22 protein-coding genes are annotated in these 22,468 nt (G+C 65.3%); 12 read left to right on the forward strand and 10 right to left on the reverse strand.

Annotated features, from left to right (window positions below):
* Positions 1-45: 45 nt before the first annotated feature.
* A complete protein-coding gene (locus JJB99_RS30415) occupies positions 46-1,374 on the reverse strand; it encodes an aspartate aminotransferase family protein (RefSeq protein WP_200495912.1) in 1,329 nt (442 codons plus the stop codon).
* Positions 1,375-1,532: 158 nt separating this feature from the next.
* Between JJB99_RS30415 and JJB99_RS30420 the strand changes: the two genes are divergently transcribed.
* Positions 1,533-2,081, forward strand: a complete 549-nt coding sequence (locus tag JJB99_RS30420; RefSeq protein ID WP_200495913.1) for a cupin domain-containing protein — start codon at positions 1,533-1,535, stop codon at positions 2,079-2,081.
* 36 nt (positions 2,082-2,117) lie between these two features.
* Here JJB99_RS30420 and JJB99_RS30425 read toward each other — a convergent pair whose 3' ends face one another.
* Genes JJB99_RS30425 through JJB99_RS30435 form a run of 3 tightly spaced genes read right to left on the reverse strand, consistent with a single transcriptional unit; the run spans position 2,118 to position 5,921 of the window.
* Positions 2,118-4,379: a xanthine dehydrogenase family protein molybdopterin-binding subunit gene (locus JJB99_RS30425; protein WP_200495914.1), complete on the reverse strand. Its 2,262-nt coding sequence runs from the start codon at positions 4,377-4,379 to the stop codon at positions 2,118-2,120.
* Entirely contained in the window at positions 4,372-5,427 is a 1,056-nt protein-coding gene (locus JJB99_RS30430; protein ID WP_200495915.1) for an FAD binding domain-containing protein, read from the reverse strand. The genes JJB99_RS30425 and JJB99_RS30430 overlap by 8 nt, the downstream gene beginning before the upstream one ends.
* Positions 5,424-5,921, reverse strand: coding sequence for a (2Fe-2S)-binding protein (locus JJB99_RS30435; protein WP_200495916.1), 498 nt, complete (start codon positions 5,919-5,921; stop codon positions 5,424-5,426). Before JJB99_RS30435 ends, JJB99_RS30430 begins: the two co-directional genes overlap by 4 nt.
* A 250-nt stretch (positions 5,922-6,171) precedes the next feature.
* On the opposite strand from JJB99_RS30435, the gene JJB99_RS30440 reads away from it, so the two are divergent.
* Positions 6,172-6,810 carry a TetR/AcrR family transcriptional regulator gene (locus JJB99_RS30440; RefSeq protein WP_200500361.1) on the forward strand — a complete coding sequence of 213 codons (639 nt, stop codon included), beginning with the start codon at positions 6,172-6,174 and terminating at the stop codon, positions 6,808-6,810.
* 25 nt (positions 6,811-6,835) lie between these two features.
* Here JJB99_RS30440 and JJB99_RS30445 read toward each other — a convergent pair whose 3' ends face one another.
* Entirely contained in the window at positions 6,836-8,101 is a 1,266-nt protein-coding gene (locus JJB99_RS30445; RefSeq protein WP_200500362.1) for an MFS transporter, read from the reverse strand.
* 122 nt (positions 8,102-8,223) lie between these two features.
* On the opposite strand from JJB99_RS30445, the gene JJB99_RS30450 reads away from it, so the two are divergent.
* The 8 genes from JJB99_RS30450 to JJB99_RS30485 all read left to right on the forward strand — a co-directional run bounded on the left by JJB99_RS30450 (position 8,224) and on the right by JJB99_RS30485 (position 15,536).
* Positions 8,224-8,691: a hypothetical protein gene (locus tag JJB99_RS30450; RefSeq protein ID WP_246775037.1), complete on the forward strand. Its 468-nt coding sequence runs from the start codon at positions 8,224-8,226 to the stop codon at positions 8,689-8,691.
* 73 nt (positions 8,692-8,764) lie between these two features.
* Positions 8,765-9,049 carry a hypothetical protein gene (locus JJB99_RS30455; RefSeq protein ID WP_200495918.1) on the forward strand — a complete coding sequence of 95 codons (285 nt, stop codon included), beginning with the start codon at positions 8,765-8,767 and terminating at the stop codon, positions 9,047-9,049.
* Positions 9,050-9,058: 9 nt separating this feature from the next.
* Positions 9,059-10,483, forward strand: a complete 1,425-nt coding sequence (locus tag JJB99_RS30460; protein ID WP_200495919.1) for a TolC family protein — start codon at positions 9,059-9,061, stop codon at positions 10,481-10,483.
* Positions 10,484-10,496: 13 nt separating this feature from the next.
* Positions 10,497-11,828, forward strand: coding sequence for a copper oxidase (locus tag JJB99_RS30465; RefSeq protein WP_200495920.1), 1,332 nt, complete (start codon positions 10,497-10,499; stop codon positions 11,826-11,828).
* Positions 11,829-11,857: 29 nt separating this feature from the next.
* Positions 11,858-12,310, forward strand: coding sequence for a cupredoxin domain-containing protein (locus tag JJB99_RS30470; RefSeq protein WP_200495921.1), 453 nt, complete (start codon positions 11,858-11,860; stop codon positions 12,308-12,310).
* A gap of 16 nt (positions 12,311-12,326) precedes the next feature.
* The gene (locus JJB99_RS30475) at positions 12,327-12,629 is read left to right on the forward strand and encodes a copper-binding protein (RefSeq protein WP_200495922.1); all 303 of its coding nucleotides are present in this window, start codon (positions 12,327-12,329) and stop codon (positions 12,627-12,629) included.
* A gap of 270 nt (positions 12,630-12,899) precedes the next feature.
* Positions 12,900-15,041: a flagellar biosynthesis protein FlhA gene (gene flhA, locus JJB99_RS30480; protein ID WP_200495923.1), complete on the forward strand. Its 2,142-nt coding sequence runs from the start codon at positions 12,900-12,902 to the stop codon at positions 15,039-15,041.
* 294 nt (positions 15,042-15,335) lie between these two features.
* A complete protein-coding gene (locus JJB99_RS30485) occupies positions 15,336-15,536 on the forward strand; it encodes a hypothetical protein (RefSeq protein WP_200495924.1) in 201 nt (66 codons plus the stop codon).
* Positions 15,537-15,748: 212 nt separating this feature from the next.
* Here the strand turns inward: JJB99_RS30485 and JJB99_RS30490 are convergent, their stop codons facing one another.
* The 5 genes from JJB99_RS30490 to fliI form a co-directional block, all read right to left on the reverse strand.
* Entirely contained in the window at positions 15,749-16,708 is a 960-nt protein-coding gene (locus tag JJB99_RS30490; protein ID WP_200495925.1) for a helix-turn-helix transcriptional regulator, read from the reverse strand.
* 167 nt (positions 16,709-16,875) lie between these two features.
* Positions 16,876-17,919: an anti-sigma factor gene (locus JJB99_RS30495; RefSeq protein ID WP_200495926.1), complete on the reverse strand. Its 1,044-nt coding sequence runs from the start codon at positions 17,917-17,919 to the stop codon at positions 16,876-16,878.
* Between the two features lie 206 nt (positions 17,920-18,125).
* Positions 18,126-18,671 (reverse strand): sigma-70 family RNA polymerase sigma factor, encoded by a 546-nt coding sequence (locus tag JJB99_RS30500; protein WP_200495927.1) that lies wholly within the window; start codon positions 18,669-18,671, stop codon positions 18,126-18,128.
* Between the two features lie 212 nt (positions 18,672-18,883).
* Positions 18,884-19,303, reverse strand: a complete 420-nt coding sequence (gene fliJ / locus JJB99_RS30505; RefSeq protein WP_011084990.1) for a flagellar export protein FliJ — start codon at positions 19,301-19,303, stop codon at positions 18,884-18,886.
* A gap of 121 nt (positions 19,304-19,424) precedes the next feature.
* Entirely contained in the window at positions 19,425-20,750 is a 1,326-nt protein-coding gene (fliI, locus tag JJB99_RS30510; RefSeq protein WP_200495928.1) for a flagellar protein export ATPase FliI, read from the reverse strand.
* A gap of 449 nt (positions 20,751-21,199) precedes the next feature.
* Here fliI and ctrA point away from each other — a divergent pair, with 449 nt between their 5' ends.
* Both ctrA and JJB99_RS30520 read left to right on the forward strand, forming a co-directional pair.
* Positions 21,200-21,901: a response regulator transcription factor CtrA gene (gene ctrA, locus JJB99_RS30515; RefSeq protein ID WP_008138878.1), complete on the forward strand. Its 702-nt coding sequence runs from the start codon at positions 21,200-21,202 to the stop codon at positions 21,899-21,901.
* Positions 21,902-22,058: 157 nt separating this feature from the next.
* Entirely contained in the window at positions 22,059-22,463 is a 405-nt protein-coding gene (locus JJB99_RS30520; protein WP_200495929.1) for a DUF350 domain-containing protein, read from the forward strand.
* The last annotated feature ends 5 nt before the right edge of the window (positions 22,464-22,468 follow it).

The following is a 22,468-nucleotide window of genomic DNA, read 5'->3' on the forward strand; positions in this document are numbered from 1 at the left end:
GCTCGCCGCTGCAAGACGAAACTTTCGCAACGGCGAGAGCAAATATCACGCCGCCTTCTTGATGGCATCGCCGAGGATCGAGACCATCTGGTCGATGTGGCTCTTCTCGACGATCAGCGGAGGCGACATCGCGAAGCTGTCGCCGCTCATGCGCAGGTAAAGGCCGGTGTTGAAGCAGTCGACCATGACGTCATAGCCGCGCGCACCGGCAATGCCATCGCGCGGCGCGAGCTCGACCGCGCCCATCAGGCCGCAATTGCGGATGTCGACGACATTCGGCAGGCCTTTGAGCGAATGCAGCGCATCGCGCCAGTATTCGGCCATCGTCGCACCGCGCGTCAGCAGGCCCTCGTCCTTGTAGATGTCGAGCGTCGCGATGCCCGCGGCGCAGGCGGTCGGATGCGCCGAATAGGTGTAGCCGTGGAACAGCTCCATCTGGTTCTCGGGGCCGACCATCATGCCGTCGTGCACCTTGCGGCTCGCGAACACCGCGCCGCAGGGAATGGTGCCGTTGGTGATGCCCTTGGCGGTGGTCATCAGGTCCGGCGTGACGCCGAAGAAATTGGCGGCGAACGGCGTGCCGAGGCGGCCGAAGCCGGTGATGACCTCGTCGAAGATCAGGAGGATGCCGTGCTTGTCGCAGATCTCGCGCAGGCGCTGGAGATAGCCCTTTGGCGGCGGCAGCACCGCGGTCGAGCCCGGCACCGGCTCGACGATGACGGCAGCAATGGTCTCGGCGCCGTGCAGGGCGACCAGACGCTCGAGATCGTCGGCGAGCTCGGCGCCGTGCTCGGGCTGGTCCTTGGCGAAGGCGTTGCGGGGGAGATCATGGGTGTGACGGATGTGGTCGACGCCCGGCAGGTGCGTCGCAAAGGCGCGGCGGTTGGCGACCATGCCGCCGACCGACATGCCGCCGAAACCGACGCCGTGATAGCCGCGCTCGCGGCCGATCAGGCGGGTGCGGCTCGACTGGCCGGTGGCGCGATGATAGGCGAGCGCGATCTTCAGCGCGGTGTCGACCGACTCGGAGCCGGAATTGGTGAAGAAGATGCGATCGAGGCCCGTGGGCGCGATCTCGGCGAGGCGCTCGGCGAAATCGAACGCCAGCGGATGGCCCATCTGGAAGGTCGGCGCGAAGTCCAGCGTCATCAGCTGCCGCTCGACCGCGGCGGCGATCTGCTTGCGGCCATGGCCGGCGTTGACGCACCAGAGGCCGGCGGAGCCGTCGATCACTTTGCGGCCGTCGACGGTGGTGTAGTGCATGCCCTCGGCCGAGGAGAACAGGCGCGGCGCCTTCTTGAACTGCCGGTTGGCCGTGAACGGCATCCAGAACGAATCGGTCTTGATGGTGTTCGGAATCTGATGAAGGGTCACGGCCGCGCTCCTGTGCTGACGGCGTAGCAGAGGCACGGCCGCAAGACCGCAACAAGTCCTTTTCTGGCGACCTGCAAACCATTGATTTTGCTGCGGTGACTGGTCCATATTTGCGCGATCCGCAACACCTGCAACAGCGCCAGGGCAAGGACTGAGGTATGAGCGTCGACATCGGTGGACGACTGCGATTCATCCGGGCGCGCCACAAGCTGTCGCAGCGCGCGCTCGCCAAGCGCGCCGGGGTCACCAATTCGACGATCTCGCTGATCGAATCCAACCAGATGAACCCGTCGGTCGGTGCGCTCAAGCGCATCCTCGATGGCATCCCGATGGGGCTCGCCGAGTTCTTCGCGCTGGAGCCGGAGACGCGGCGCAAGATCTTCTATCGCTCTGAAGAGCTGACCGAAGTCGGCAAGAAGCCGATCTCGTACCGCCAGGTCGGAGACAATTTGTTCGGCCGCAGCCTGCAAATCCTGAAGGAGCGCTACGAGCCCGGCAGCGACACCGGGCGCGTGCATCTCGTCCATGACGGCGAGGAAGGCGGCATCGTGATTTCGGGCAAGCTCGAGGTCACCGTCGAGGACGAGCGCCGCATCCTCAATCCGGGCGATGCCTATTATTTCGAGAGCCGCCGGCCGCACCGCTTCCGCTGCGTCGGCGGCAAGCCGTGCGAGGTGATCTCGGCCTGCACGCCGCCGACGTTTTGAGGGCGGCGGGCGGAGCTTGCCCACCGTTCTCCGCCGTCAGAGCCCCGTCAACAGCTCCTCGATCTTGATCGGGAAGCGGCGCACCCGAACGCCGGTCGCATGCCATACCGCATTGGCGACCGCGCCGGCGCTGCCGGTGATGCCGATCTCGCCGACGCCCTTGATGCCGAGCGCGTTGACGTGCGGATCGTGTTCCTCGACCGTGATCACGTCGAGCGGCGGCACGTCGGCATTCACGGGGACGTGGTACTCGCCGAGATTCGCATTCATGATCCGCCCGCTGCGCCGGTCGGTGATCGCCTCCTCATGCAGCGCAAAGGACATGCCCCAGATCATGCCGCCGAACAGCTGGCTCTTCACCAGATGCGGGTTGACGATACGCCCCGCGGCAAAGGCGCCGACCATGCGGGTGACCCGGACCTGGCCGAGCTCGGGATCGACCTTCACCTCCGCGAACACCGCGCCGTGGGCGTGCATGGCATATTCTTCCATCGCGGCAGGATTCGGCGCGCCGGTGCCGCGCGCCTCGACCTCGGCAACGCCGGCGCGTGCGAGGATCTCGGCGTAGCTTTCGCTGCGGCCCTCGTCGTCGCGCCGGATCAACCGGCCATCGCGCGCGATCACCCCGGCATTGCCGGCGCCGAATAGCGGCGAACGCTCGTCGCCGGTGGCGAGATCGGCGAGCTTGGCGATCACGGCCGCGCCGGCGCTGTGGATCGCGGCACCCGCCGTCGCCGTGTGCGCCGAGCCGCCGGCAATGCCGGCATCAGGCAGATCGGATGAGCCGGCCTTGAACTCGACGCGGTCGATATCGAGGCCGACCGCATCGGCCGCGATCTGGGCAAGCGCCGTCCAGGCGCCCTGCCCCATGTCATGCGCGCCGATCTCCATCGCACCGGAGCCGTCAAGGCGGATCATGGCGCGTGCCTCGGCCTGGAACATCAGCGCCGGGAAGGTCGCGGTGCCCATGCCCCAGCCGACCAGAAGGCCGGCATCGTCGCGCATCTGCCGTGGCTGCAGCGGACGCTTGGCCCAGCCAAAGCGCATCGCGCCCTGCTCGTAGCAGGCGCGCAGCGCCTTGGACGAGAACGGTTTGCCGCTGATCGGCTCGACCTCGGCGTAGTTCTTGAGGCGGAAGGCGAGCGGATCGATACCGCAAGCCCAGGCCATCTCGTCGATCGCGCTTTCGAGCGCAATCGATCCGGTGGCCTCGCCCGGCGCGCGCATGAACAGCGGCGTGCCGGTGTTGACGCGCACCGCATCGTGCGAGGTGCGGATCGCAGGCGCCGCATAAAGCGTGTGCGAGGCGTCGGCGGCGGGCTCGTAGAAATCGTCGAACGTGCTCGACACGGTCCGCGCATGGTGATCGAGCGCGGTCAGGCGTCCCTCGCCATCGGCACCGATACGCAATCGCTGCCGCGTCGGCGCGCGATGGCCGACCGGGCCGTACATCTGCTCGCGACGCAGCACCAGCTTGACCGGCCTGCCGACCAGCTTTGCGGCCATGATGCCGAGCGTCTGCGGCCCCGCCAGAAATCCCTTGGAGCCGAAACCGCCGCCCAGGAATGGGCTGCGAATGTGGATCTTGTCGTGCGCGATGCCGAACAGTTCGGCAATGCGCGCCAGCGACAGCATCAGGCCTTGGGTCGGCATGTCCACCGACAGTTTGTCGCCGTCCCAGTGAGCCACGATCGCATGCGGCTCCATCGCGTTGTGATATTGCGGCGGCGTCTCGTAAGTCGCGTCGATCCGCTTCTCGGCCGCGGCAAGCCCGGCCTCGACATCGCCGCGGTGATTTTCCGTGGGATTGCCGACGCCGACGACCGGCGGCACGTAGCTCTCGCCGGCGTCGAGGCCGACCAGCGCAGGCTGCACCTCATAACGCGGCGCCAGCAGCGCCGCGCCTTCGGTCGCTGCCTCCAGCGTGTCCGCGATCACGACCGCAATCGGCTGGTTGGCGTAGCGGACTTCATTGCTCTGTAGCACCTCCATCCGGAACACGAACGGATTGGTCTTGACGTCAGGATCGATCGCGAGCGGCGGCTTGTGATCGGGTGTCATGACGTCGACGACGCCGGGGTGAGCCTTGGCTGCGGCGACATCGAGCGAGGCCACGCGGCCGCGCGAAATGCTCGAAACCGCCATCACCGCAAACAGCATGCCGGGCGGATGGTTGTCCGCCGCGTAGGTCGCGTGCCCCTTGACCTTGAGGATGCCGTCGCGGCGGGTCAGCGGCTGACCGATGTTCGAGCCGTGGCGCAGATGGGCGGGAGCGCTGGTGAGATTGAGCTCAGGCATGGACGGCTCCAGACATGGAGGTAAAGGGAGAGGCCGGCAGCGCGGGGATGCGCGCGGGCGTACCGGCTGCGGTAAGTGTCAGCGCGCGCACGACGATGCGGCGCGCGAGCTCGATCTTGAAGGCGTTGTTGCCGGACGGCTTGGCATCGGTGAGCGCGCGCCAGGCGGCTTCCTGGAACGCGTCCGCCGTGGGCGCAACGCCCTTGAGCACATCCTCTGCCGCGCGGGCACGCCAGGGCTTTGCGGCGACGCCGCCGAGCGCAAGCCGCGCCTCCGTGATCTTGCCGTTCTCGATCCGCAACGCGGCGGCGGCTGAGACCACGGCGAAGGCGTAGGAGGTGCGCTCGCGGACCTTGAGGTAGCGCGCATGTGCGGCAAAGCCGCGCGCTGCGGGCGGCAGGCGGACCGCCACGATGAGGTCACCGGGCTCCAGCACCGATTCACGCTCCGGCGTAATCCCCGGCAGGCGATGCAGGTCATCGAGCAGGATTTCGCGCCGACCATTTCTGCCTTCAATCTCGACGATCGCGTCCAGCGCGACCAGCGGCACGCAGAAGTCGGAGGGATGCGTGGCGATGCAACTGTCGCTCCAGCCGAGCACGGCATGGGAGCGATTCTCGCCCTCGCGGGCGTCACAGCCAGTGCCCGCCTCGCGCTTGTTGCATCGGCTGGCGGTGTCGTAGAAATACGCGCAGCGCGTCCGTTGCAGCAGGTTGCCACCGACGGTCGCGGCGTTGCGCAGTTGCGCGGAGGCGCCGGACAGCAGCGCTTCGGCCGCCGCGGGATAAGATCTGGCGAACTCGGCATCGTGCGCGAGGTCGGCGTTGCTGACCAGCGCGCCAATGCGCACACCGCCGTCGGCGAGGCGCTCGATCCGATCCAGCCCGTCGAGATGCGTGACATCGACGAGGCGATCGGGCCGGCTGACGCCGCCTTTCATCAGATCGAGCAGATTGGTGCCGGCGGCGAGATAGACGGCGCCCGGCTGGGCTGCGGCAGCGACGGCCTCGGCGACCGTGGCCGGCCTGACATAATCGAACGGTTTCATGCCGAGCGCCTCTGATTGGATTCGTCCATGCGTCCTTGCGCGCCCAGCACGGCGTCGACGATGCCGGCATAGGCGCCGCAGCGGCAGAGATTGCCGCTCATGCATTCGCGAATGCGCTCGGGATCGTCGCCGGCCTGCGCCTCCTGCATCATGCCGATCGCGCTCATGATCTGGCCGGGCGTGCAGAAGCCGCACTGGAAGCCGTCATGGGCAATGAAGGCGGCTTGCACCGGGTGAAGCTGGTCGCCGCGCGCGACGCCTTCGATGGTGAGGATATCGGCGCCGTCATGGCTGACGGCGAGCGCGAGGCAGGAATTGATGCGCTTGCCGTCGACGAGAATGGTGCAGGCACCGCACTGACCGCGGTCGCAGCCCTTCTTGGTTCCGGTGAGATGGAGGCGCTCACGCAGGAGATCGAGCAGCGTGACGCGCGGATCGTCGAGGACGAAGTCGCGCCGCGCACCGTTCACGGTGAGGCTGATGGAGTGGTTCATACAAGGCTCCGATCAGATATGGACATGGCTTATCGCTCAGCGCGCCACCGCCGTGGCCGCCGTCGATGTCGAGTGGCCGGGCGGAACCCGGCCAACATCCCAGCGAAAATACGGAGGCATCCTCCGCTTAACAAGGGCCGCCGAAAAATATTTGGAAATCATCAAAAGTCCATGCGCGTACAACGCGATGCGGCTCGCCAAGTGTTCGACAAGGGTTCAATCTAACCAATTCGTGATCTACATTGCCGGCATGCACGACCACACCGACCACACCCGCAAGCCCCGCGCCGATGCCGTGCGCAATCGCGAGCGCGTGCTCGAGGCCGCCAAGGTCGTGTTCAATGCGGGCGGTCCCGAGGCAAGCCTGGAAGCGGTGGCAAAACGCGCCGGCGTCGGCATCGGCACGCTCTACCGGCATTTTCCGACGCGCGAGGATCTGTTCGAAGCCGTGTACCGGCGCGAAGTCGAGCAGCTCGGCGAGCTCGCCGAGCAGCTGAAGAATGCCAAGGATCCGGTCGATGCGCTCAGGCGCTGGCTCCGCTCCAACGTCGAATTCGTTGCCACCAAGAAGGGCATGTCGGCGGCGCTGGCCCTGACGTTCCAGAGCTCGTCGGACCTCGCCGCGTTCTCGATGGACCGGCTGACCAAGGCGATCGGCTCCTTGCTCAACCGCGCGGTCGCAGCTGGCGAGATGCGCGGTGATGTCAGCCCGGAGGATTTGCTGCGGGCGCTCGTCGGCATGTGCTACATGCACGACCAGCCCGGCTGGCAATCCTCGGTGCTGCGGATGCTGGATGTGTTCGTCGATGGGCTGCGGGTGCAGCCGGCCGCCAAGGCCAAGGCGCGCCCGGCCAAGCCCGCCAAGTCGGCCGCAAAGCGGAAGCGCTAGCAGCCAGCATCTGAAGACAGGCGATTTAGGTTGCGAAGCCCGGATCCGCCTTTGCCGAATTCAACCGCGCGCGGATCAGCAGCGTCAGCACGATGCCGATGTTGAGCGCGTTCCACGCCACGCCGTTGGCGAACGCCGCGGCATAGGAGCCGGTGGCGTCGAAGATCACGCCCGAGACCCAGCCGCCAAAGGACATGCCGAACACGGAGGCGAAGATCACGATGCCGACGCGGGTTGCGGCTTCGCTCGCCGGCATCGCCTCGCGTACGATGATGGCGTAGCTCGGCACGATGCCGCCCTGGAACAGGCCGAACATCGCGGAGATCAGGTAGAGCGAGGAGAGGCTGTCGAAGAACAGATAGAACACCAGCGCAAAGCCCTGTGCCAGCGATCCGATCAGCAGCGTGCGGATGCCGCCGATCTTGTCGGCGAGATAGCCCGAGCCGATCCGGCTGACGATGCCGCAGCCCATCATCAGCGACAGCATCTCGGCGCCGCGTGCCACGCCGTAGCCGAGGTCGCCGCAATAGGCGACGATATGCACCTGCGGCATCGCCATCGCGACGCAGCAGGAGATGCTGGCGATCGAGAGCAGCACCGTCAGCGTGTTGGTCGAGAGCTTGAGATCGACCCGCGGCGGCGGCGCATTGGCGTGATTGCGGACGCTTTCATCGCCCATCTGCTTGCGCAGAAGCAGCACCAGAATGGTCATCAGGCTGGCGCAGACGAGGCCGATGCCGATATGGGTGGTGCGCCAGCCCAGGGTCTGCGTGCCGTAGCTCACGATCGGCGGCCAGACCGTGCCGGCAACGTAATTGCCGCTCGCGACGATGGTCACAGCGAGCCCGCGATAGCGCTCGAACCAGTGCGAGGCCTCCGCCATCAGCGGCGCGAAGGTCGCCGAGGTGCCAAGACCGATGAGAAAATAGGCCGCCACGAATTGCCAAAGCTGCGTCGACAGGCCCGCGAGCACATTGGCGACGCCGAGGAAGGCGATGCTGATCGCCATCGCCGGCACGATGCCGAACCGGTCGGTGATCTTGCCGGCGATCACGCCGCCGAGGCCGAAACCGAACATCATCAGCGTAAAGGCCAGCGACACCGCGCCGCGCGTGGCGGCGAATTCGCTCTGCACCACGGGAATCACGACCACGACCGCCCACATGCCGACGGCGCCAATCGAGCCGATCACAAGTGCAATGACGAGCCGCACCCAGGCCTGACGGGAATCGGGGGTGAAGGACGGCGGTTTTTGTCCTGGGTGATTTGGTGCGTGCACGGGCCGAACCATGTTCACCGAGCGCCTCACCGTCAAGCATCGTGCCGCGATAATGGGCATGCGCTGTGCGCTGCGGTAAGAAGAGCTTGGCGAAAGCGCGCCTTGCCATTAGTTTGCAATCTGCGTGTGCAACCATGCCGCGCGAAAGGCGTGCCAGCGGAATGTTGCTGCGATTGACACGATCGATGCGGATCAGGGTGGGGCGCCTCATCGCCCTCGCCTATTTGTTCTGCGTGCTCGCGCCGGCCGCGGCACTTGCCTGGGGGAACGGCGCAACGCCCTGCCTCGGTGATGAAGCCGTGCTGGCCGATCTCGTGCCGGCGCATCACCAGATGCATGCGAGCCATGCGCATGGCGATGTGCCGCATGACCACGCGGGAATGCGCCACCATGCGGCCGCACAGGATGCCCCCGCCCCGCATCACCAGAACGGCAAGGGCCACGTTGGCCCGTGTTGCGCGATGATGTGCGTGAGCGCGCTGCCGGCCGATCTGCCCATATTTGCCAAGCCGCTTCAGCCGATCTCCGCCTGCGCGCCCGAGATCGTGGTCAGCCTGCACAGCGCGGCGCCGCCCCTGCATTACCGCCCTCCCATCGCCTGATCTGACGCGACGATGTCGGGCCGTGCGCGCTTTTGCGCGCGCGGACCTGTGGTCTCCAGATCAGGGATGAATCATGCTTACGCTTTCCGGGGCGGAGTCCGCCGGCGCATCTGCCGCGTGTGGACGATACTCTCCATCTAACTGGCCGCTGCTGGCCGCGATTGCGCTGGCGTTGTCCGGCTGCATGCCGGTGACCACGCAGGTCGCGGGCGCCGATCCTGCCGATCCGGCGGCGAAGGTTCCGCCTATCGGCTATCGGCCCGCCATCGCGCCCTACACCAGCCTGCGGCCAGCAACGCCGGCGCCATGGCGCGACCGCAACGACGGCGTCGCGCCGCAGCCGAAGCAAGACCGGTAGGAGCGCGCCATGACACATTACCTGGCGCCAGGCTTGCTCGTTCTCGCGGCGCTCGGCCTGTCTGGCTGCGCCGCATTCTCGCCCGACGGCGGCATGAATGCCGTCTCGGAGTTGACGAGTCAGACCATCAACAAGGATGTCGCCTTCGTGCGGACAGCCGATAGCGCCGGCGCGGTCGATGAGCGCGTTCGCCAGCTGTTGTCGCGGACGCTCAGCGTAGATACTGCCGTGCAGATCGCGCTGTTCAACAACAAGGGTCTGCAAGCAGCCTATAACGAGCTGGCGCTAGCCGAGACCGATCTGGTCGAGCAGGGTCTGCCGCCCAATCCGGTGTTCTCGGTCTCACGGATCTCCGGCAATGGCGCCAGCGAGGTCGAGCGCCAAGTGGTCGGCGACATCCTCGCGCTCGCCACCCTGCCGTTCCGCTCCGACATCGCCCGCGAGCGTTTTCGCCAGGCGCAGTTGCGCGCAGCACTGGCGACATTGCGGCTCGCCGCAGACGTACGCCGCGCCTACGTCATCGCCGTCGCCGGCAACGAAATGGTAGTGCTGCTCACCGACGGCAAGACGACGGCCGAATCGACCGCGCAGCTTGCGGTCAAGCTCGGCGAGACCGGCTCGCTCAACAAGCTCGACCAGGCCCGCGAGCAGGTGTTTTACGCCGAGACCACCGCCGACCTTGCCGGCGCGCGGCAGGCGGCGACGAGCGCCCGCGAAAAGCTGGCGCGGCTGATGGGCCTGTGGGACGGTGACCTCGACTTCCGTCTGCCCAACCGATTGCCGCCATTGCCGCGCCACCCGCTGGCGCTGCCCTCGATAGAAGCCGACGCAGTGGCCCATCGCATCGACCTGCAGATCGCGCGGCTGGAGCTGGCGGGGCTGGCCAAATCGCTTGATCTCACAGAGGCGACGCGCTTCGTGACGCTGCTCGATCTCGCCGGCATCTCCCGCCGCACCCAGGATCCGGAAGGGCCGCCGTTCCGCGAGCGGGGCTTCGACATCCAGTTCCAGATCCCGATCTTCGACGGCGGCGAGGTGCGGGTGCGGCAGGCGGCGGAGACCTACAATCTCGCGTTCAACCGCCTCACCGAGCGCGCGGTCAACGTCCGCTCGGAGGCGCGTGAAACCTACCGGACCTACCGCTCGACCTACGACATCGCCAGCCATTACCAGCGCGAGATCCTGCCGCTGCGCAAGATCATCACCGAGGAGATGCAGCTACGCTTCTCCAGCATGCAGGTCGATATCTTCGCGCTGCTCACCGAAGCGCGGCAGCGCCTCGCCTCGTTGCGCGGCGCGATCGATGCGAAGCAGCGCTTTTTCCTAGCGCAATCCGACCTGCAGACCGTCATTAATGGCGGCGGCGCGCCTGCAGCCGGTGGCGACAATCCTACCACCATCGCCGCGGCAGTCCCTGCCGACGGAGGTCACTGACATGGAGGCCAGCATGTTTTCCCGCCGAGGATTTTTGGGCACGGCCGCGCTTGCAAGCGCCTCCGTCGTCAGCGGCCGCGTCCAGGCGGCCGCGATCCCGGAAGCACCGCACATGGACAAAGTGGTGATGCAGCCGCCGCTGCACCCCACTGGCGGGCCCGACTATCGTCCCGTGGTGACGCTCAATGGCTGGTCACTCCCGTTTCGCATGAGCGGCGATTGGAAGGAATTCCATCTCGTCGCCGAGCCGGTGGTGCGCGAATTCGCCGAAGGCATGAAGGTGAACCTCTGGGGCTACAACGGCCAGTCGCCGGGCCCCACGATCGAGGCGGTCGAGGGCGACAAGGTCCGCATCTTCGTCACTAACCGCCTGCCCGAATACACCACCGTGCACTGGCACGGCATGATCATCCCGAGCGGCATGGACGGTGTCGGAGGACTGAACCAGCCGCACATCCAGCCCGGAAAGACCTTCGTCTACGAGTTCGAGATGAAGAAGAGCGGGACCTTCATGTACCACCCGCATTCCGACGAGATGGTGCAGATGGCAATGGGCATGATGGGCATGGTCGTCGTGCATCCGCGCGATCAAAGCTTCCGTCCCGTCGACCGCGACTTCGTCTTCGTGATGAGCACCTACCGCGTCGATCCCGGCACCTATCTGCCGAGGGTCAACGAGATGACAGATTTCAACATGTGGACCTGGAATGCGCGGGTGTTTCCCGGCATCGATCCGCTGCCGGTACGGCTCGGCGACAAGGTGCGCGTGCGCATCGGCAATCTCAGCATGACCAACCATCCGATCCATCTGCACGGTCACAGCTTTGCGGTGACCTGCACCGACGGCGGCTGGATTCCGCAGAGTGCGCAATATCCGGAGACGACGACCGACGTGCCGGTCGGGGCCGTGCGCGTGTTCGACGTGCTCGCCGACAATCCCGGCGACTGGGCGTTCCATTGCCACAAGTCGCACCACACCATGAATGCGATGGGGCACGACATGCGCAACCTGATCGGCGTGTCGCGCAAGGATCTCGCCAAGGCGGTCGGCAAGCTCGCGCCCGACGCGATGGTGATGGGCCAGTCCGGCATGGCGATGGGCAACATGGAGATGCCCGCGCCCGACAACACGCTGCCGATGATGACGGGTACCGGCCAGTTCGGACCGATCGAGATGGGCGGCATGTTCACGGTGATGAAGATCCGCGAGGACCTCGCGCGCGACGATTACCGCGATCCCGGCCCTTACCAATTCCCGAAGGGCACCGTCGCCTACGAGGTCGAAGCACCCGATGCAGCGCCGGCGCGCCAGCCCGGTCCGCCGATGCACAAAATGAAGATGTAGCGTTGAACCACCAACCGGAGAACAAGAAGATGAAGACGATCAAACTCGCCTTGGCCCTGGCCGCGCTTGGGATCGCGCCCGTGCTTGCCCATGAGCATCACGCGCATGGGAGTTTTTCGGCCGGCGAGCCCGGCGACCCCAGGAAACTGGCGCGCACCATCGAGATCGCGATGAGCGAGATGTCCTACGAGCCGTCGAACATCACGGTGAAACGCGGCGAGCAGATCCGCTTCGTGCTGCGCAATGTCGGCAAGGAGGACCATGAATTCCTGCTTGCCACGCCCAAGGAGAATCTCGCGCATGCCGAGGTGATGAAGAAGCATCCGCACATGGAACATGACGATCCCAACGGCGTCAGGCTGGCGCCGAACAAGACCGCCGAGATCCTCTGGAAGTTCACCAAGGCTGGCACGTTCGAATTTTCCTGCCTGATTCCCGACCATCGCGACTACGGCATGATCGGCCACGTCACCGCGAAATGAAGCAGCGGAGAAAGCCATGAAACCGATGATCCGACTCACCGCAGCGCTCGCGTTGGCGCTGGGCCCGACCTTTGGCGCAGCTGCGGCGCAGGGCGCCCCGATCAGCGGCGAAGTCAAGAAGGTCGATGAAAGCGCCGGCAAGATCACGCTCAAGCACGGCCCGGCCAAGAGCCTCGGCATGGATGAACCCATGACCATGGTCTACCGCGTCAAGGATCCCGCGATGCTCAAGCAGGTGAAGGTCGGCGACAAGGTCACCTTCGAGGCCGAGGAGGCGGCTTCCGGGTACACCGTGACCAAGATGGAGAAAGCGAAGTAGGCCCAACCGTCATTCCGGGGCGCGCCCCTTGGCGCGAGGCCCGAAATGACGCCGGTGGCCCCGAAACACCCGCTCCGCCGCCCTCCGTTAACCCTTTGCTAACCATACACCCGGCAAGAATTGCCGGGTGAAGTCGAGTGTCGTCAGCCGGGTAGAACGGGAGTCCCCGTGGACGCCAGTGCGGTGCCTCACTTTCGGAGCGGCGGCCCATCGGCCGCCGCGCAGACGTTTGGGGCGCGCGGACGGCAGTCGCGCGGGGAGGCAGCTACCATGGTCGACGTCACCGCAGGACAGGGCGTAGGCAGCGCGAAGCCAAGCATCCCGTCTCTCAACGACATCGTCAGCATCCTCAAGCGCGGCGACATTGCACTCGCGCTCGGCGTCCTCACCATCCTGGTGGTGCTGATCCTGCCCTTGCCGGCGATCGTGCTGGACTTGTTCCTGGCGATCTCGATCACGCTTTCGATCCTGATCCTGATGACGTCGCTGTTCATCCAGACGCCGCTGGAATTCTCCGCCTTCCCGACCGTCCTCTTGATCTCGACCATGCTGCGCCTGTCGCTCAACATGGCCTCGACCCGCCTGATCCTGTCGCACGGGCACGAGGGTACGGCTGCCGCCGGTCACGTCATCGAAGCCTTCGGCAGCTTCGTGATGGGCGGCAATTTCGTCATCGGCATCATCGTCTTCGCCATCCTGATCATCGTCAACTTCGTCGTCATCACCAAGGGTTCGGGCCGTATCGCCGAAGTCGCCGCGCGCTTCCACCTCGATGCCATGCCCGGCAAGCAGATGGCGATCGACGCCGACCTCTCTGCCGGCCTGATCGACGAGAAGGTTGCCAAGCACCGGCGCAAGGAGCTGGAGGACGAGAGCGGCTTCTTCGGCGCCATGGACGGTGCCTCCAAATTCGTCCGGGGCGACGCCATCGCCGGCCTGTTGATCGTCTTCATCAACGTCGTCGGCGGCATGATCATCGGCGTGGCGCAGCAGGGCCTGTCCTTCGCCGACGCCGGTCGCAGCTACACGCTGCTGACCGTCGGTGATGGCCTCGTCACCCAGGTGCCGGCGCTGATCGTCTCGACCGCGGCCGGCCTGCTCGTCTCCAAGGCCGGCGTGTCCGGCGCCGCCGACAAGGCGCTGATGAAGCAGTTCTCCGGCTATCCGCAGGCGCTGGCGATGTCCTCGGCGGTCATGCTGGTGCTGGCGGCCCTGCCGGGCATTCCGACCATCCCCTTCCTGGCGCTCGGCGCCGGCGCCGGCGCGCTGGCCTGGAACGCGCGCAATCGTAACCGGGTGACCGCCAAGGCCGAGGAAGCGGCCAAGGCCGCGCCCGCTCCGGGAACGCCGGGCGCGCCGGGCACTGCCGCGGCCGAGGAGCCGATCTCGGCCGCGCTGAAGATCGACGACCTCAAGATCGAGCTCGGCTATGCTCTCTTGCCGCTGGTCAACGGCCCCGACGGCACCGACCGCCTCACCGAGCAGATCAAGGCGCTGCGCCGCTCGCTGGCGATCGAGATGGGTTTCGTGATGCCGGCGGTACGCATCCTCGACAACGTCCAGCTCGAGGCCAACACCTACATCATCAAGATCAAGGAGGTCGACGCCGGCACCGGCAAGATCTGGCCGAACCAGTTCATGGTCATGGACCCCGGCGGCAGCCAGGTGCAGGTGCCCGGCATCCACACCACCGAGCCGACCTTCGGCCTGCCCGCGACCTGGGTCGACGCCAGCCTCAAGGAAGAGGCCTCGCTCAAGGGCTACACCGTCGTCGACGCCGCCACCGTGCTCTCGACCCATCTCACCGAGCTGCTCAAGGCCAACATGTCGGACCTGCTCTCCTATGGCGAGGTGCAGAAGCTGCTCAAGGAGCTGCCGAAGGAGCAGAGCGAGCTGGTCAAGGACATCGTGCCGGGACAGGTCACGGTCTCCGGTATCCAGCGCGTGCTGCAGCTGCTGCTGGCCGAGCGCATCTCGATCCGCGATCTCTCGACCATTCTCGAAGGCATCGCCGACTCGCTCGCCTTCTCGCGCAATCCCGCCACCATGGTCGAGCACGTCCGCGCTCGCCTGGCGCGGCAGATCTGTGCACAAAACATCTCCTACAACGGCTATCTGCCGCTGATCGCGCTGTCGGCGCGCTGGGAACAGGCCTTTGCCGAATCCATCATCGGTCAGGGCGAAGAGCGCAGCCTCGCGATGCAGCCGTCAAAGCTGTCGGAGTTCATGACCGCGGTGCGCGAGGCGTTCGAGCGCGCCGCGCGCGAAGGCGAAGCTCCGGTGCTGGTCACCTCTGCGGCAATTCGCCCGTTCGTGCGTTCTCTCGTCGAGCGGTTCCGGGCGCAGACGACGGTGCTGTCGCAGGCTGAAATCCACCCTAGGGCGAGGTTGAAAACGGTCGGAAGCATCTGATTTGTCTTAAGAAGCCGTGTGTTTTTCGGCCACAGGCAAATGGTTTTTGAGTTCCTGGGGCCTTGTCGACCAAAGACCGAGAGGGCTTCTTACAGGTACATTACAGCTTTGAAATAATTATATAATCGAACGATCCAGCGTCGGTTTTGATCGCGTCCTTTCACGTCCTGTCACGCTCTTGTGATCGCCCCTTGGGAACGAATCCCCCCAATACTAGGTTGTTGGGCACCGGAAGCATGAACCTGCCCGAACAGGGCAGCGACTACTTCGGGTAGATGGCGGCAGGAGCCTTCCATGAACCACTCGATCTACAGCGCTGATCGCTCGACCCATCTGAAGATCGTGGTCGTGGCCCTCGTCGCAGGGATCGTGGTGGCGGGCCTCGGCATCACGGCGCGCTCGGGTTCGGACGAAGGCCTGACCCAGACTGCCCGCGTCATCAAGGCCGGCAAGCCGGTTGTTATCACCAGCTCGAACGCGTCCCTCGTTCGATAAGGAGATTTGACGAGTTTTGTGAATTCACGCGGCTCTTTACCAGCCCCCCAAAGTCGCCACGTGGATATGTAGACGACCCCAACCCCAAGTCGACTACAGAAAGCGCCCGCCCCCCACGGGCGCTTTCTCATGTCTGGCTACCCGGTCATTGCGAGCGCAGCGACGGAAGGTGCAAGGCCCTTCTTCCAGCCACGACCCGCAAAAATCGCCGCTTATACCTCGCGCAGCTCCGACGGCGTCGCGCCAAAGCGCTTGCGGAAGGCGCGGTTGAAATAGGACAGATCCGAGAAGCCCGAGGCGTGCGCGATGTCGCTGATCTTGCGCGCCCTGGCGCGGGGATCGCCGAGCAGCTTGCGCGCCTGTAGGAGGCGCTGCTCCAGCACGAATTCGGTGAAGGTGGTACCGGCCTGCTCGAACAGGCGCTGCGCCTGGCGCGGGCTAAGCCCCGAGCGCGTGGCGATCTCGGACAGGCAAAGATCGTTGCGGCCGAGCGCAGCCATGACGTTGGCACGCATGAGATCGAGCCGCGCCGCCGCATGTCCGCGCCCGCGAGCGAGGCTCGCATGCTCGGCATCGGTGCTGAGCAAGAGGCCGACGAGATCGACCATGTGCTGCGCGGTGAGACGCTGGCCGACGGCGTCGAGATGCGGCGCATGATGGGCAGCAAGCGCGTGATAGCGGAAGATGGTCTCGGCGACCGCGCCGTCGCAGAGCACTTGCGACAGCTTGTCCTCGGCGCGCGGATTGATGTCGAGCAGTGCGCGGCGCGGCATGCGGATCGAGGTGAAGCGGTCTTCCTCGGTGTGGCCGACGGTGCCGGTGACGCTCATATCGACCAGCACCATCTGCGCTGGCGCAAGCTCGACGGCATGGCCGTTCTGCCCGACCCGGACGAGGCCGGCATGGGCCGCGATCAGCACCAGATCGTCGCTGCCATCGGCAAGATGGCTCTGGTAACGCGAATATTGCGCGGAGGCGCCTTCGGGAATGGCGAGCGTGACATTGTCGACCACGCTGACCTGGAGCCGGCAATCGATGCTGTCGCCGTGGCTCGGTCCGATGTCGAGGCCGCAGGGACCGAAGGCCCGCTCGCGCCAATGTTCGAAAGCCGGACCGTGCGGCAGTCCCGCATATTGGTGGACGAAGATGCCCGGCGTTCTTGCTGCATCCATCTGATTTCCTGCCCCTCTCCGGCATCATGATCGGCGATGCCGACTTGCAAGTTCCGGCATTTGACGCCTCGAATCGGGGGGAGGTTCAAATCGGGGTAGGATTTGGCGGGATTTGTCGGAATGCGACTGCGGAATGGACCGTGGCGACAGAACGCGGGCTACGGCACCTACTTCTTCGCGGGCGCCTGCGGCAGCGCCGGCGGCACGGTCTCGATCAGCTTGCCGGAAAACACCGGCGCCGAGGTCGGCTGGCCGCTGGGCGAGCCGCCGGCCTGCTCGACGGTGACGGCGTAGGTGGCGTCGCTGACCACGTCGGCATCGTAGGCGCCGAGCACCGGACGTGCCGTGAAATCGCCCGTGCCGATCACGCCGAGCGAGCGCGGGCGCGGCAGCTTGTCGGAGATCAGCCAGAGCTCAAAACTCTTGCCGGGCTCCGGCGTCGCGCCGACCTTGCGCACCGTGAAATTCCGCGTCGCGCCATCGATGGTGAGGATGAAAGCGGGCCCGCCGCCCTGGCCCTGCAGCAGCGCCACGTATTGCGCCGAGGCGGCGAGCGGCGCCGCCGGTGTCTTCACCTCCACGGTCTGGATGCGCGGTGCGGGACGCAGCGCGCCCGGCAGCGCGTCGGGGCGGAAGATCTGCATCGACAGCGTCACCACCAGCGCGGCCGCGAGCGCACCAACGACGGAGGTGATGGTGCGCCAGCGCTTCACGTGGCTTTCGAGATAGATGACGTTGGTGTCGTCGACGATCGGCACCTGCGGTGCGCGCGCGACCTCGGGATCGGGCGCATGGACCTGCGGCATGAAGACCGGCGCGATGTCGCCAATCGCATCCGGTGCCGAGCGCATCGTCTCGGGCTGCTCCGCCTCGGCAGGCTGCGGCTCCGGCGTCTGCTCCGATGGCAAATCCGGCGGCGCAGTTTCGACCGGCGGAGATGGCGGCAGCTCGACTGCGGATGGAGCCGGCGGCTCCTGCGCAAGCGCCGTGCGCGCGATCTCGGACCTGATGTTCTCCCACACGATCGGCCGCGGCTCGATATTGCCAACCATCTGGTTGAGGACGCCGAGCCGGTAAGACCAGGCCTGCACGACGTCGGCGAACGCCTCGTCCACCGCCATCATGGTCTCGACCTGCGCGCGCTCCTCGGCGTCGAGCGTACCGAGCGCATATTCCGCGGCGAGCGCGATATGGTCCTCCGTGTAGGCCATCACTTTCCTTCACCTCTCCTGAAGGGAGAGGTCGATTTGCCCCGGGCGATGCGAAGCATCGTCTTGTGCAAATCGGGTGAGGGGTTCAGGTCCCATGAGAGAGCGTAAGCCCTCACCCGGATTGCATCTTGCGATGCAGTCCGACCTCTCCCTCCATGAGAGGTGAAGCGAGAACGCTGCGCCAGCATACACACTCTCGTCATCCTCTAAAGTCCGAGACACTCGCGGATATCCAGCATGCTGCGCCGCAGCCACGTCTTCACCGTGTTGACGGGCGCGGCGAATTTCTCCGCCAGTTGCTCGCGGCTCCAGCCGTTGTAATAGGCGAGAAGCACGAGCCGCTGGCGATCCGGCTCGAGCCGGCCGATGCATTCGAGGAGCCGCTTCAATTCCTCGGTCATCTCCCTGCGTGCCAGCGGATCGGGACTGTCGGCCGCAACCTCCATCGCCTGAGGCTGTTCCTCGATCGAGACTTCCGTCTTCTTGCGCACGATGTCGATAGCGCGGTTGCGCGCGATCGACACCATCCATGTGATCGGCGACGACAGGGCCGGATTGAACTGGCCGGCGCTGTTCCAGATCTTGACGTAGGTCTCCTGAATGACCTCCTCTGCGAGATCCTGCCGGCGCAAGATACGGAGCACGACGCCATAGAGTTTCGCGCGCGTGGCGGCGTAGAGGCGCTCGAACGCGGCCTGATCGCCCTTGGCGACGGCCTCAATCAGCCCGACCAGCTCAGCTGGCGTCAGCATTCAGCCCCCCAACGCGCGGCTCGCCGTCCTTCACCTCTCCCAAAGGGAGAGGTGAACACCTCCGCCGCCGGCACCGCATTCATGTCCGCTACCATAGCGCGCGGCCAAGCCGACCACCAAGGGGGCGCGGCGCCACACTGTGGACAGCAAATGCAAAAACCCGGACCTCGCGGTCCGGGTTTCGCGAATTCTCGGCAGGTTGGCTGCAGGCCCTAGGCGACGGCCCCGATGCGGGCGCGCATCAGGCCGATGCTGTCGAGGTCGGCCTGCTCGCGGGCGTTTTCCTCGGCGCGTTCGCGGGCCTGGTCGCGCTCGTCGAGCAGCTCGACCTTCTTCAGCTCCTCGAAGGCCTCGGCCAGCGCGGCCTTGGCTTCGTCGAGCTGGCCCTTGAGCTCATCGGCCGAGCGGGTCAGGTTCTCGCGGCGCTGGATCGCAGCCTTGGCATAGGTTGGGTAGGCGAAGTGCGAGGGATCGTTGATCCCGGCGCGCTCCTGCTCGGTCTGGATCTCGCGTTCGAGATCCACCGACATCCGCTGGAAGTCGGCGATCATGGTCTCGATCTGGGTGACCCGGCGGCGCTTCTCGTCGACCTGAAACTTCTTCAGGCGGATGAGGGTATCTCGTGACTTCATCGACTCGTACTCCCCAGAAGTCCCCTGGCTGCGCGTGGGACAACACCGGTCTCCCCACAGGCCCAATTCGGGCCAAGACCGGCTCTGCTACTCTGTGGGATCGGATGATGACCGGACAAAGTTAGCGTTCCGTTTCCAAATTACCGAGGATTTGCGCCAACTGGCGATAGCCGTCGGCCAGTGATGCATTTTCGTCCTTGCGCTGGCGCAGGAACGCTTCCAGCGGCTCGTGCAGGCGGATCGCCTCGTCGACCTCGGGGCTGGAGCCGGCCCGATAGGCCCCTAACCGGATCAATTCCTCCATATCGGCATAGGTCGCCATCACCTGGCGCGCCCGCTGAATGGTCGGCCAGAACTCTGGATCGGCCGATTTCGGCATGGTGCGGGAGACGGATTTGAGGATGTTGATGGCGGGGTAGCGACCGCGCTCCGCGATCGAGCGCTGCATCACGATATGGCCGTCGAGGATGCCGCGGACGGCGTCCGCGATCGGCTCGTTATGATCGTCGCCGTCGACCAGCACCGTGAAGATCGCGGTGATAGCGCCCTCGCCGAGGCCCGGCCCGGCGCGCTCCAAAAGCTTCGGCAGCTCGGTGAAGACGGTCGGCGTGTAGCCCTTGGCGGTCGGCGGCTCGCCGGCGGACAGGCCGATCTCGCGCTGCGCCATTGCAAAGCGCGTCACCGAGTCCATCAGGCACAAGACGTCCTTGTCTTCGTCGCGAAAATATTCGGCGACCGCGAGCGTCAGATAGGCCGCCTGCCGGCGCATCAGCGCCGGCTCGTCGGAGGTTGCGACCACCACGACGGAGCGCGCCAGGCCCTCCTCGCCGAGATCGTCCTGCAAGAACTCCTGCACCTCGCGGCCGCGTTCGCCGATCAGCCCGATGACGCTGACTGCGGCATCGACGTTGCGCGCGAGCATCGAGAGCAGCACGGATTTGCCGACGCCGGAGCCTGCGAAAATGCCCATGCGCTGGCCGCGGCAGCAGGTGAGGAAGGTGTTCATCGCGCGCACGCCGAGATCGAGCGGCGCGCCGACACGCTTGCGCGAATGCGCCGGCGGCGGCGAATTGCGGTACGGCATCGGCGAGGAACCTTGCGGCAACGGACCCTTGCCATCGATCGGCTCGCCCAGTGCGTTGACGACGCGGCCGAGCCAGGCCGACGATGGCCGCACTTGATTTGCGGCATTGGCGATCACCGCCTTGCAGCCGCGGCGCACGCCGTCGAGCCCGGCGAACGGCATTACAACGGCGTTGTTGCCGGAGAAGCCGATCACCTCGCAGGGAATGGAGCGACTGGCACCAGTCTCGATCACGAGCCGCGCGCCGACCGACATCGCGTGGATGGGTCCGGCCACCTCCACCATGAGGCCGCGCACACCGACGACGCGGCCATAAATGTTGACGCCGTCGATATCGCCGATCTGATCGGCAAGAGCTTTCATATGGACCACGCCTTCATAGGGAGCACGCCTTCATCAGAGGGCCTTCATGAGGTGGTCGCTTTCGCGATTTCCGCACTTCATGGCGAAACCTTAAGTTTCGCCATATTTCTGAACGGCGCTTAACTCCGTGTTTACCCGCATCATTAATCATTGCGTCACTGTCTTTGTGACTGAGCGTGGCTCCCCTTCAGAAGAAGGCTGAGTCGCGGGAGTCGGTTAGGCCCGTCTCTTAAAGTGGAGCTTGAACGGAATCGGGTGACGAAAGCTGCTTCTCACGCAAGACCTTAGGGCGATTCGATAAAAATTGCACCCAGGGGACTTGCGTTCCAGAATCAGGATTTGTTAACCATCTGTTGTCAGGATCCGAATCAGTTGTTCAAAGGCGTTTTGTTGAGTGCCGCGAATGCGGCCGACCTGACGCCCAGGAGCGGCGACTATGGGGAACTGGCATGCGCGTTTTGCTGATTGAAGATGACAGCGCCGTCGCGCAGTCGATCGAGCTGATGCTGAAGTCTGAGAGCTTCAACGTCTACACGACCGATTTGGGGGAAGAAGGCGTCGATCTCGGTAAATTATACGATTACGACATTATTCTCCTCGACCTCAACCTGCCCGACATGTCCGGCTACGATGTGCTCAAGCAGCTCCGGGTCTCCAAGATCAAGACACCGATTCTAATCCTCTCCGGCCTCGCCGGCATCGAGGACAAGGTCAAGGGTCTCGGCGTCGGCGCCGACGACTACATGACCAAGCCCTTCCACAAGGACGAGCTGGTGGCCCGCATCCACGCGATCGTGCGCCGCTCCAAGGGCCATGCCCAGTCGGTCATCCAGACCGGCGACCTCGTCGTCAATCTCGACACCAAGACGGTGGAAGTCGGCGGCCAGCGCGTGCATCTGACCGGCAAGGAATATCAGATGCTGGAGCTGCTCAGCTTGCGCAAGGGCACCACGCTCACGAAGGAAATGTTCCTCAACCACCTCTATGGCGGCATGGACGAGCCCGAGCTGAAGATCATCGACGTCTTCATCTGCAAGCTCCGCAAGAAGCTCGCCAACGCCTCCGAAGGCCGCAATTTCATCGAGACCGTGTGGGGCCGCGGCTACGTGCTGCGCGAGCCGCACGAGCACGAAGAGCGCATTCCCGCCTGATCAGTCTACGTCGCAAGCCGCAGGGGCTTGCTCCTCCCAGCCTGGACCCCGCCGCAAATGGCGGGGTTTTGTTTTTTGGGTAGCTTCATCCGAAGCTTAATGTTTGAACCGCTATCCTCCCCCCGCCGACGAATGGTCGCTGCACGATGGGGGAACGATGATCCTGCAATCACTCGCCGGCCTGCCAGCCTTCCTGGTCTATTTCTGCACCGGGCTGATTGCGATCGTGGCGTACCTGTTCGTCTACACCCGCATCACCCCGCACAACGAGTTCCAGCTGATCCGCGACAACGAGCCGGCCGCCGCGATCGCGCTCGGGCTCAGCCTGCTCGGCTTCGTCGCGCCGCTGGTCAGCGCCATCGCGCATTCGGCCAATGTGCTGGACTGCATGATCTGGGCGATCATCGCGCTGATCGTGCAGATCATCGTGCTGTTTCTCGTGAAGGTGCCGGTGCCGAACCTGTCGGCGCGGATCGCCGCCGGCGAGCTTGCGCCCGCGATCTGGCTCGGCCTGTCCTCGCTCGCCGCGGGCCTCTTGAACGCCGCCTGCATGATCTACTGACGTGA

The organism is Bradyrhizobium diazoefficiens (genome assembly GCF_016616235.1).
GTDB lineage: Bacteria > Pseudomonadota > Alphaproteobacteria > Rhizobiales > Xanthobacteraceae > Bradyrhizobium > Bradyrhizobium diazoefficiens_H.

Bases quoted from the DNA above. Each gene is read 5' to 3' on its own strand.
- JJB99_RS30420 (WP_200495913.1), top strand. From the start codon at position 1,533: ATGAGCGTCGACATCGGTGGACGACTGCGATTCATCCGGGCGCGCCAC.
- JJB99_RS30425 (WP_200495914.1), bottom strand. From the start codon at position 4,379: ATGCCTGAGCTCAATCTCACCAGCGCTCCCGCCCATCTGCGCCACGGC.
- JJB99_RS30430 (WP_200495915.1), bottom strand. From the start codon at position 5,427: ATGAAACCGTTCGATTATGTCAGGCCGGCCACGGTCGCCGAGGCCGTC.
- JJB99_RS30435 (WP_200495916.1), bottom strand. From the start codon at position 5,921: ATGAACCACTCCATCAGCCTCACCGTGAACGGTGCGCGGCGCGACTTC.
- JJB99_RS30440 (WP_200500361.1), top strand. From the start codon at position 6,172: ATGCACGACCACACCGACCACACCCGCAAGCCCCGCGCCGATGCCGTG.
- JJB99_RS30445 (WP_200500362.1), bottom strand. From the start codon at position 8,101: ATGGTTCGGCCCGTGCACGCACCAAATCACCCAGGACAAAAACCGCCG.
- JJB99_RS30450 (WP_246775037.1), top strand. From the start codon at position 8,224: ATGCCGCGCGAAAGGCGTGCCAGCGGAATGTTGCTGCGATTGACACGA.
- JJB99_RS30455 (WP_200495918.1), top strand. From the start codon at position 8,765: ATGCTTACGCTTTCCGGGGCGGAGTCCGCCGGCGCATCTGCCGCGTGT.
- JJB99_RS30460 (WP_200495919.1), top strand. From the start codon at position 9,059: ATGACACATTACCTGGCGCCAGGCTTGCTCGTTCTCGCGGCGCTCGGC.
- JJB99_RS30465 (WP_200495920.1), top strand. From the start codon at position 10,497: ATGTTTTCCCGCCGAGGATTTTTGGGCACGGCCGCGCTTGCAAGCGCC.
- JJB99_RS30470 (WP_200495921.1), top strand. From the start codon at position 11,858: ATGAAGACGATCAAACTCGCCTTGGCCCTGGCCGCGCTTGGGATCGCG.
- JJB99_RS30475 (WP_200495922.1), top strand. From the start codon at position 12,327: ATGAAACCGATGATCCGACTCACCGCAGCGCTCGCGTTGGCGCTGGGC.
- flhA (WP_200495923.1), top strand. From the start codon at position 12,900: ATGGTCGACGTCACCGCAGGACAGGGCGTAGGCAGCGCGAAGCCAAGC.
- JJB99_RS30485 (WP_200495924.1), top strand. From the start codon at position 15,336: ATGAACCACTCGATCTACAGCGCTGATCGCTCGACCCATCTGAAGATC.
- JJB99_RS30490 (WP_200495925.1), bottom strand. From the start codon at position 16,708: ATGGATGCAGCAAGAACGCCGGGCATCTTCGTCCACCAATATGCGGGA.
- JJB99_RS30495 (WP_200495926.1), bottom strand. From the start codon at position 17,919: ATGGCCTACACGGAGGACCATATCGCGCTCGCCGCGGAATATGCGCTC.
- JJB99_RS30500 (WP_200495927.1), bottom strand. From the start codon at position 18,671: ATGCTGACGCCAGCTGAGCTGGTCGGGCTGATTGAGGCCGTCGCCAAG.
- fliJ (WP_011084990.1), bottom strand. From the start codon at position 19,303: ATGAAGTCACGAGATACCCTCATCCGCCTGAAGAAGTTTCAGGTCGAC.
- fliI (WP_200495928.1), bottom strand. From the start codon at position 20,750: ATGAAAGCTCTTGCCGATCAGATCGGCGATATCGACGGCGTCAACATT.
- ctrA (WP_008138878.1), top strand. From the start codon at position 21,200: ATGCGCGTTTTGCTGATTGAAGATGACAGCGCCGTCGCGCAGTCGATC.
- JJB99_RS30520 (WP_200495929.1), top strand. From the start codon at position 22,059: ATGATCCTGCAATCACTCGCCGGCCTGCCAGCCTTCCTGGTCTATTTC.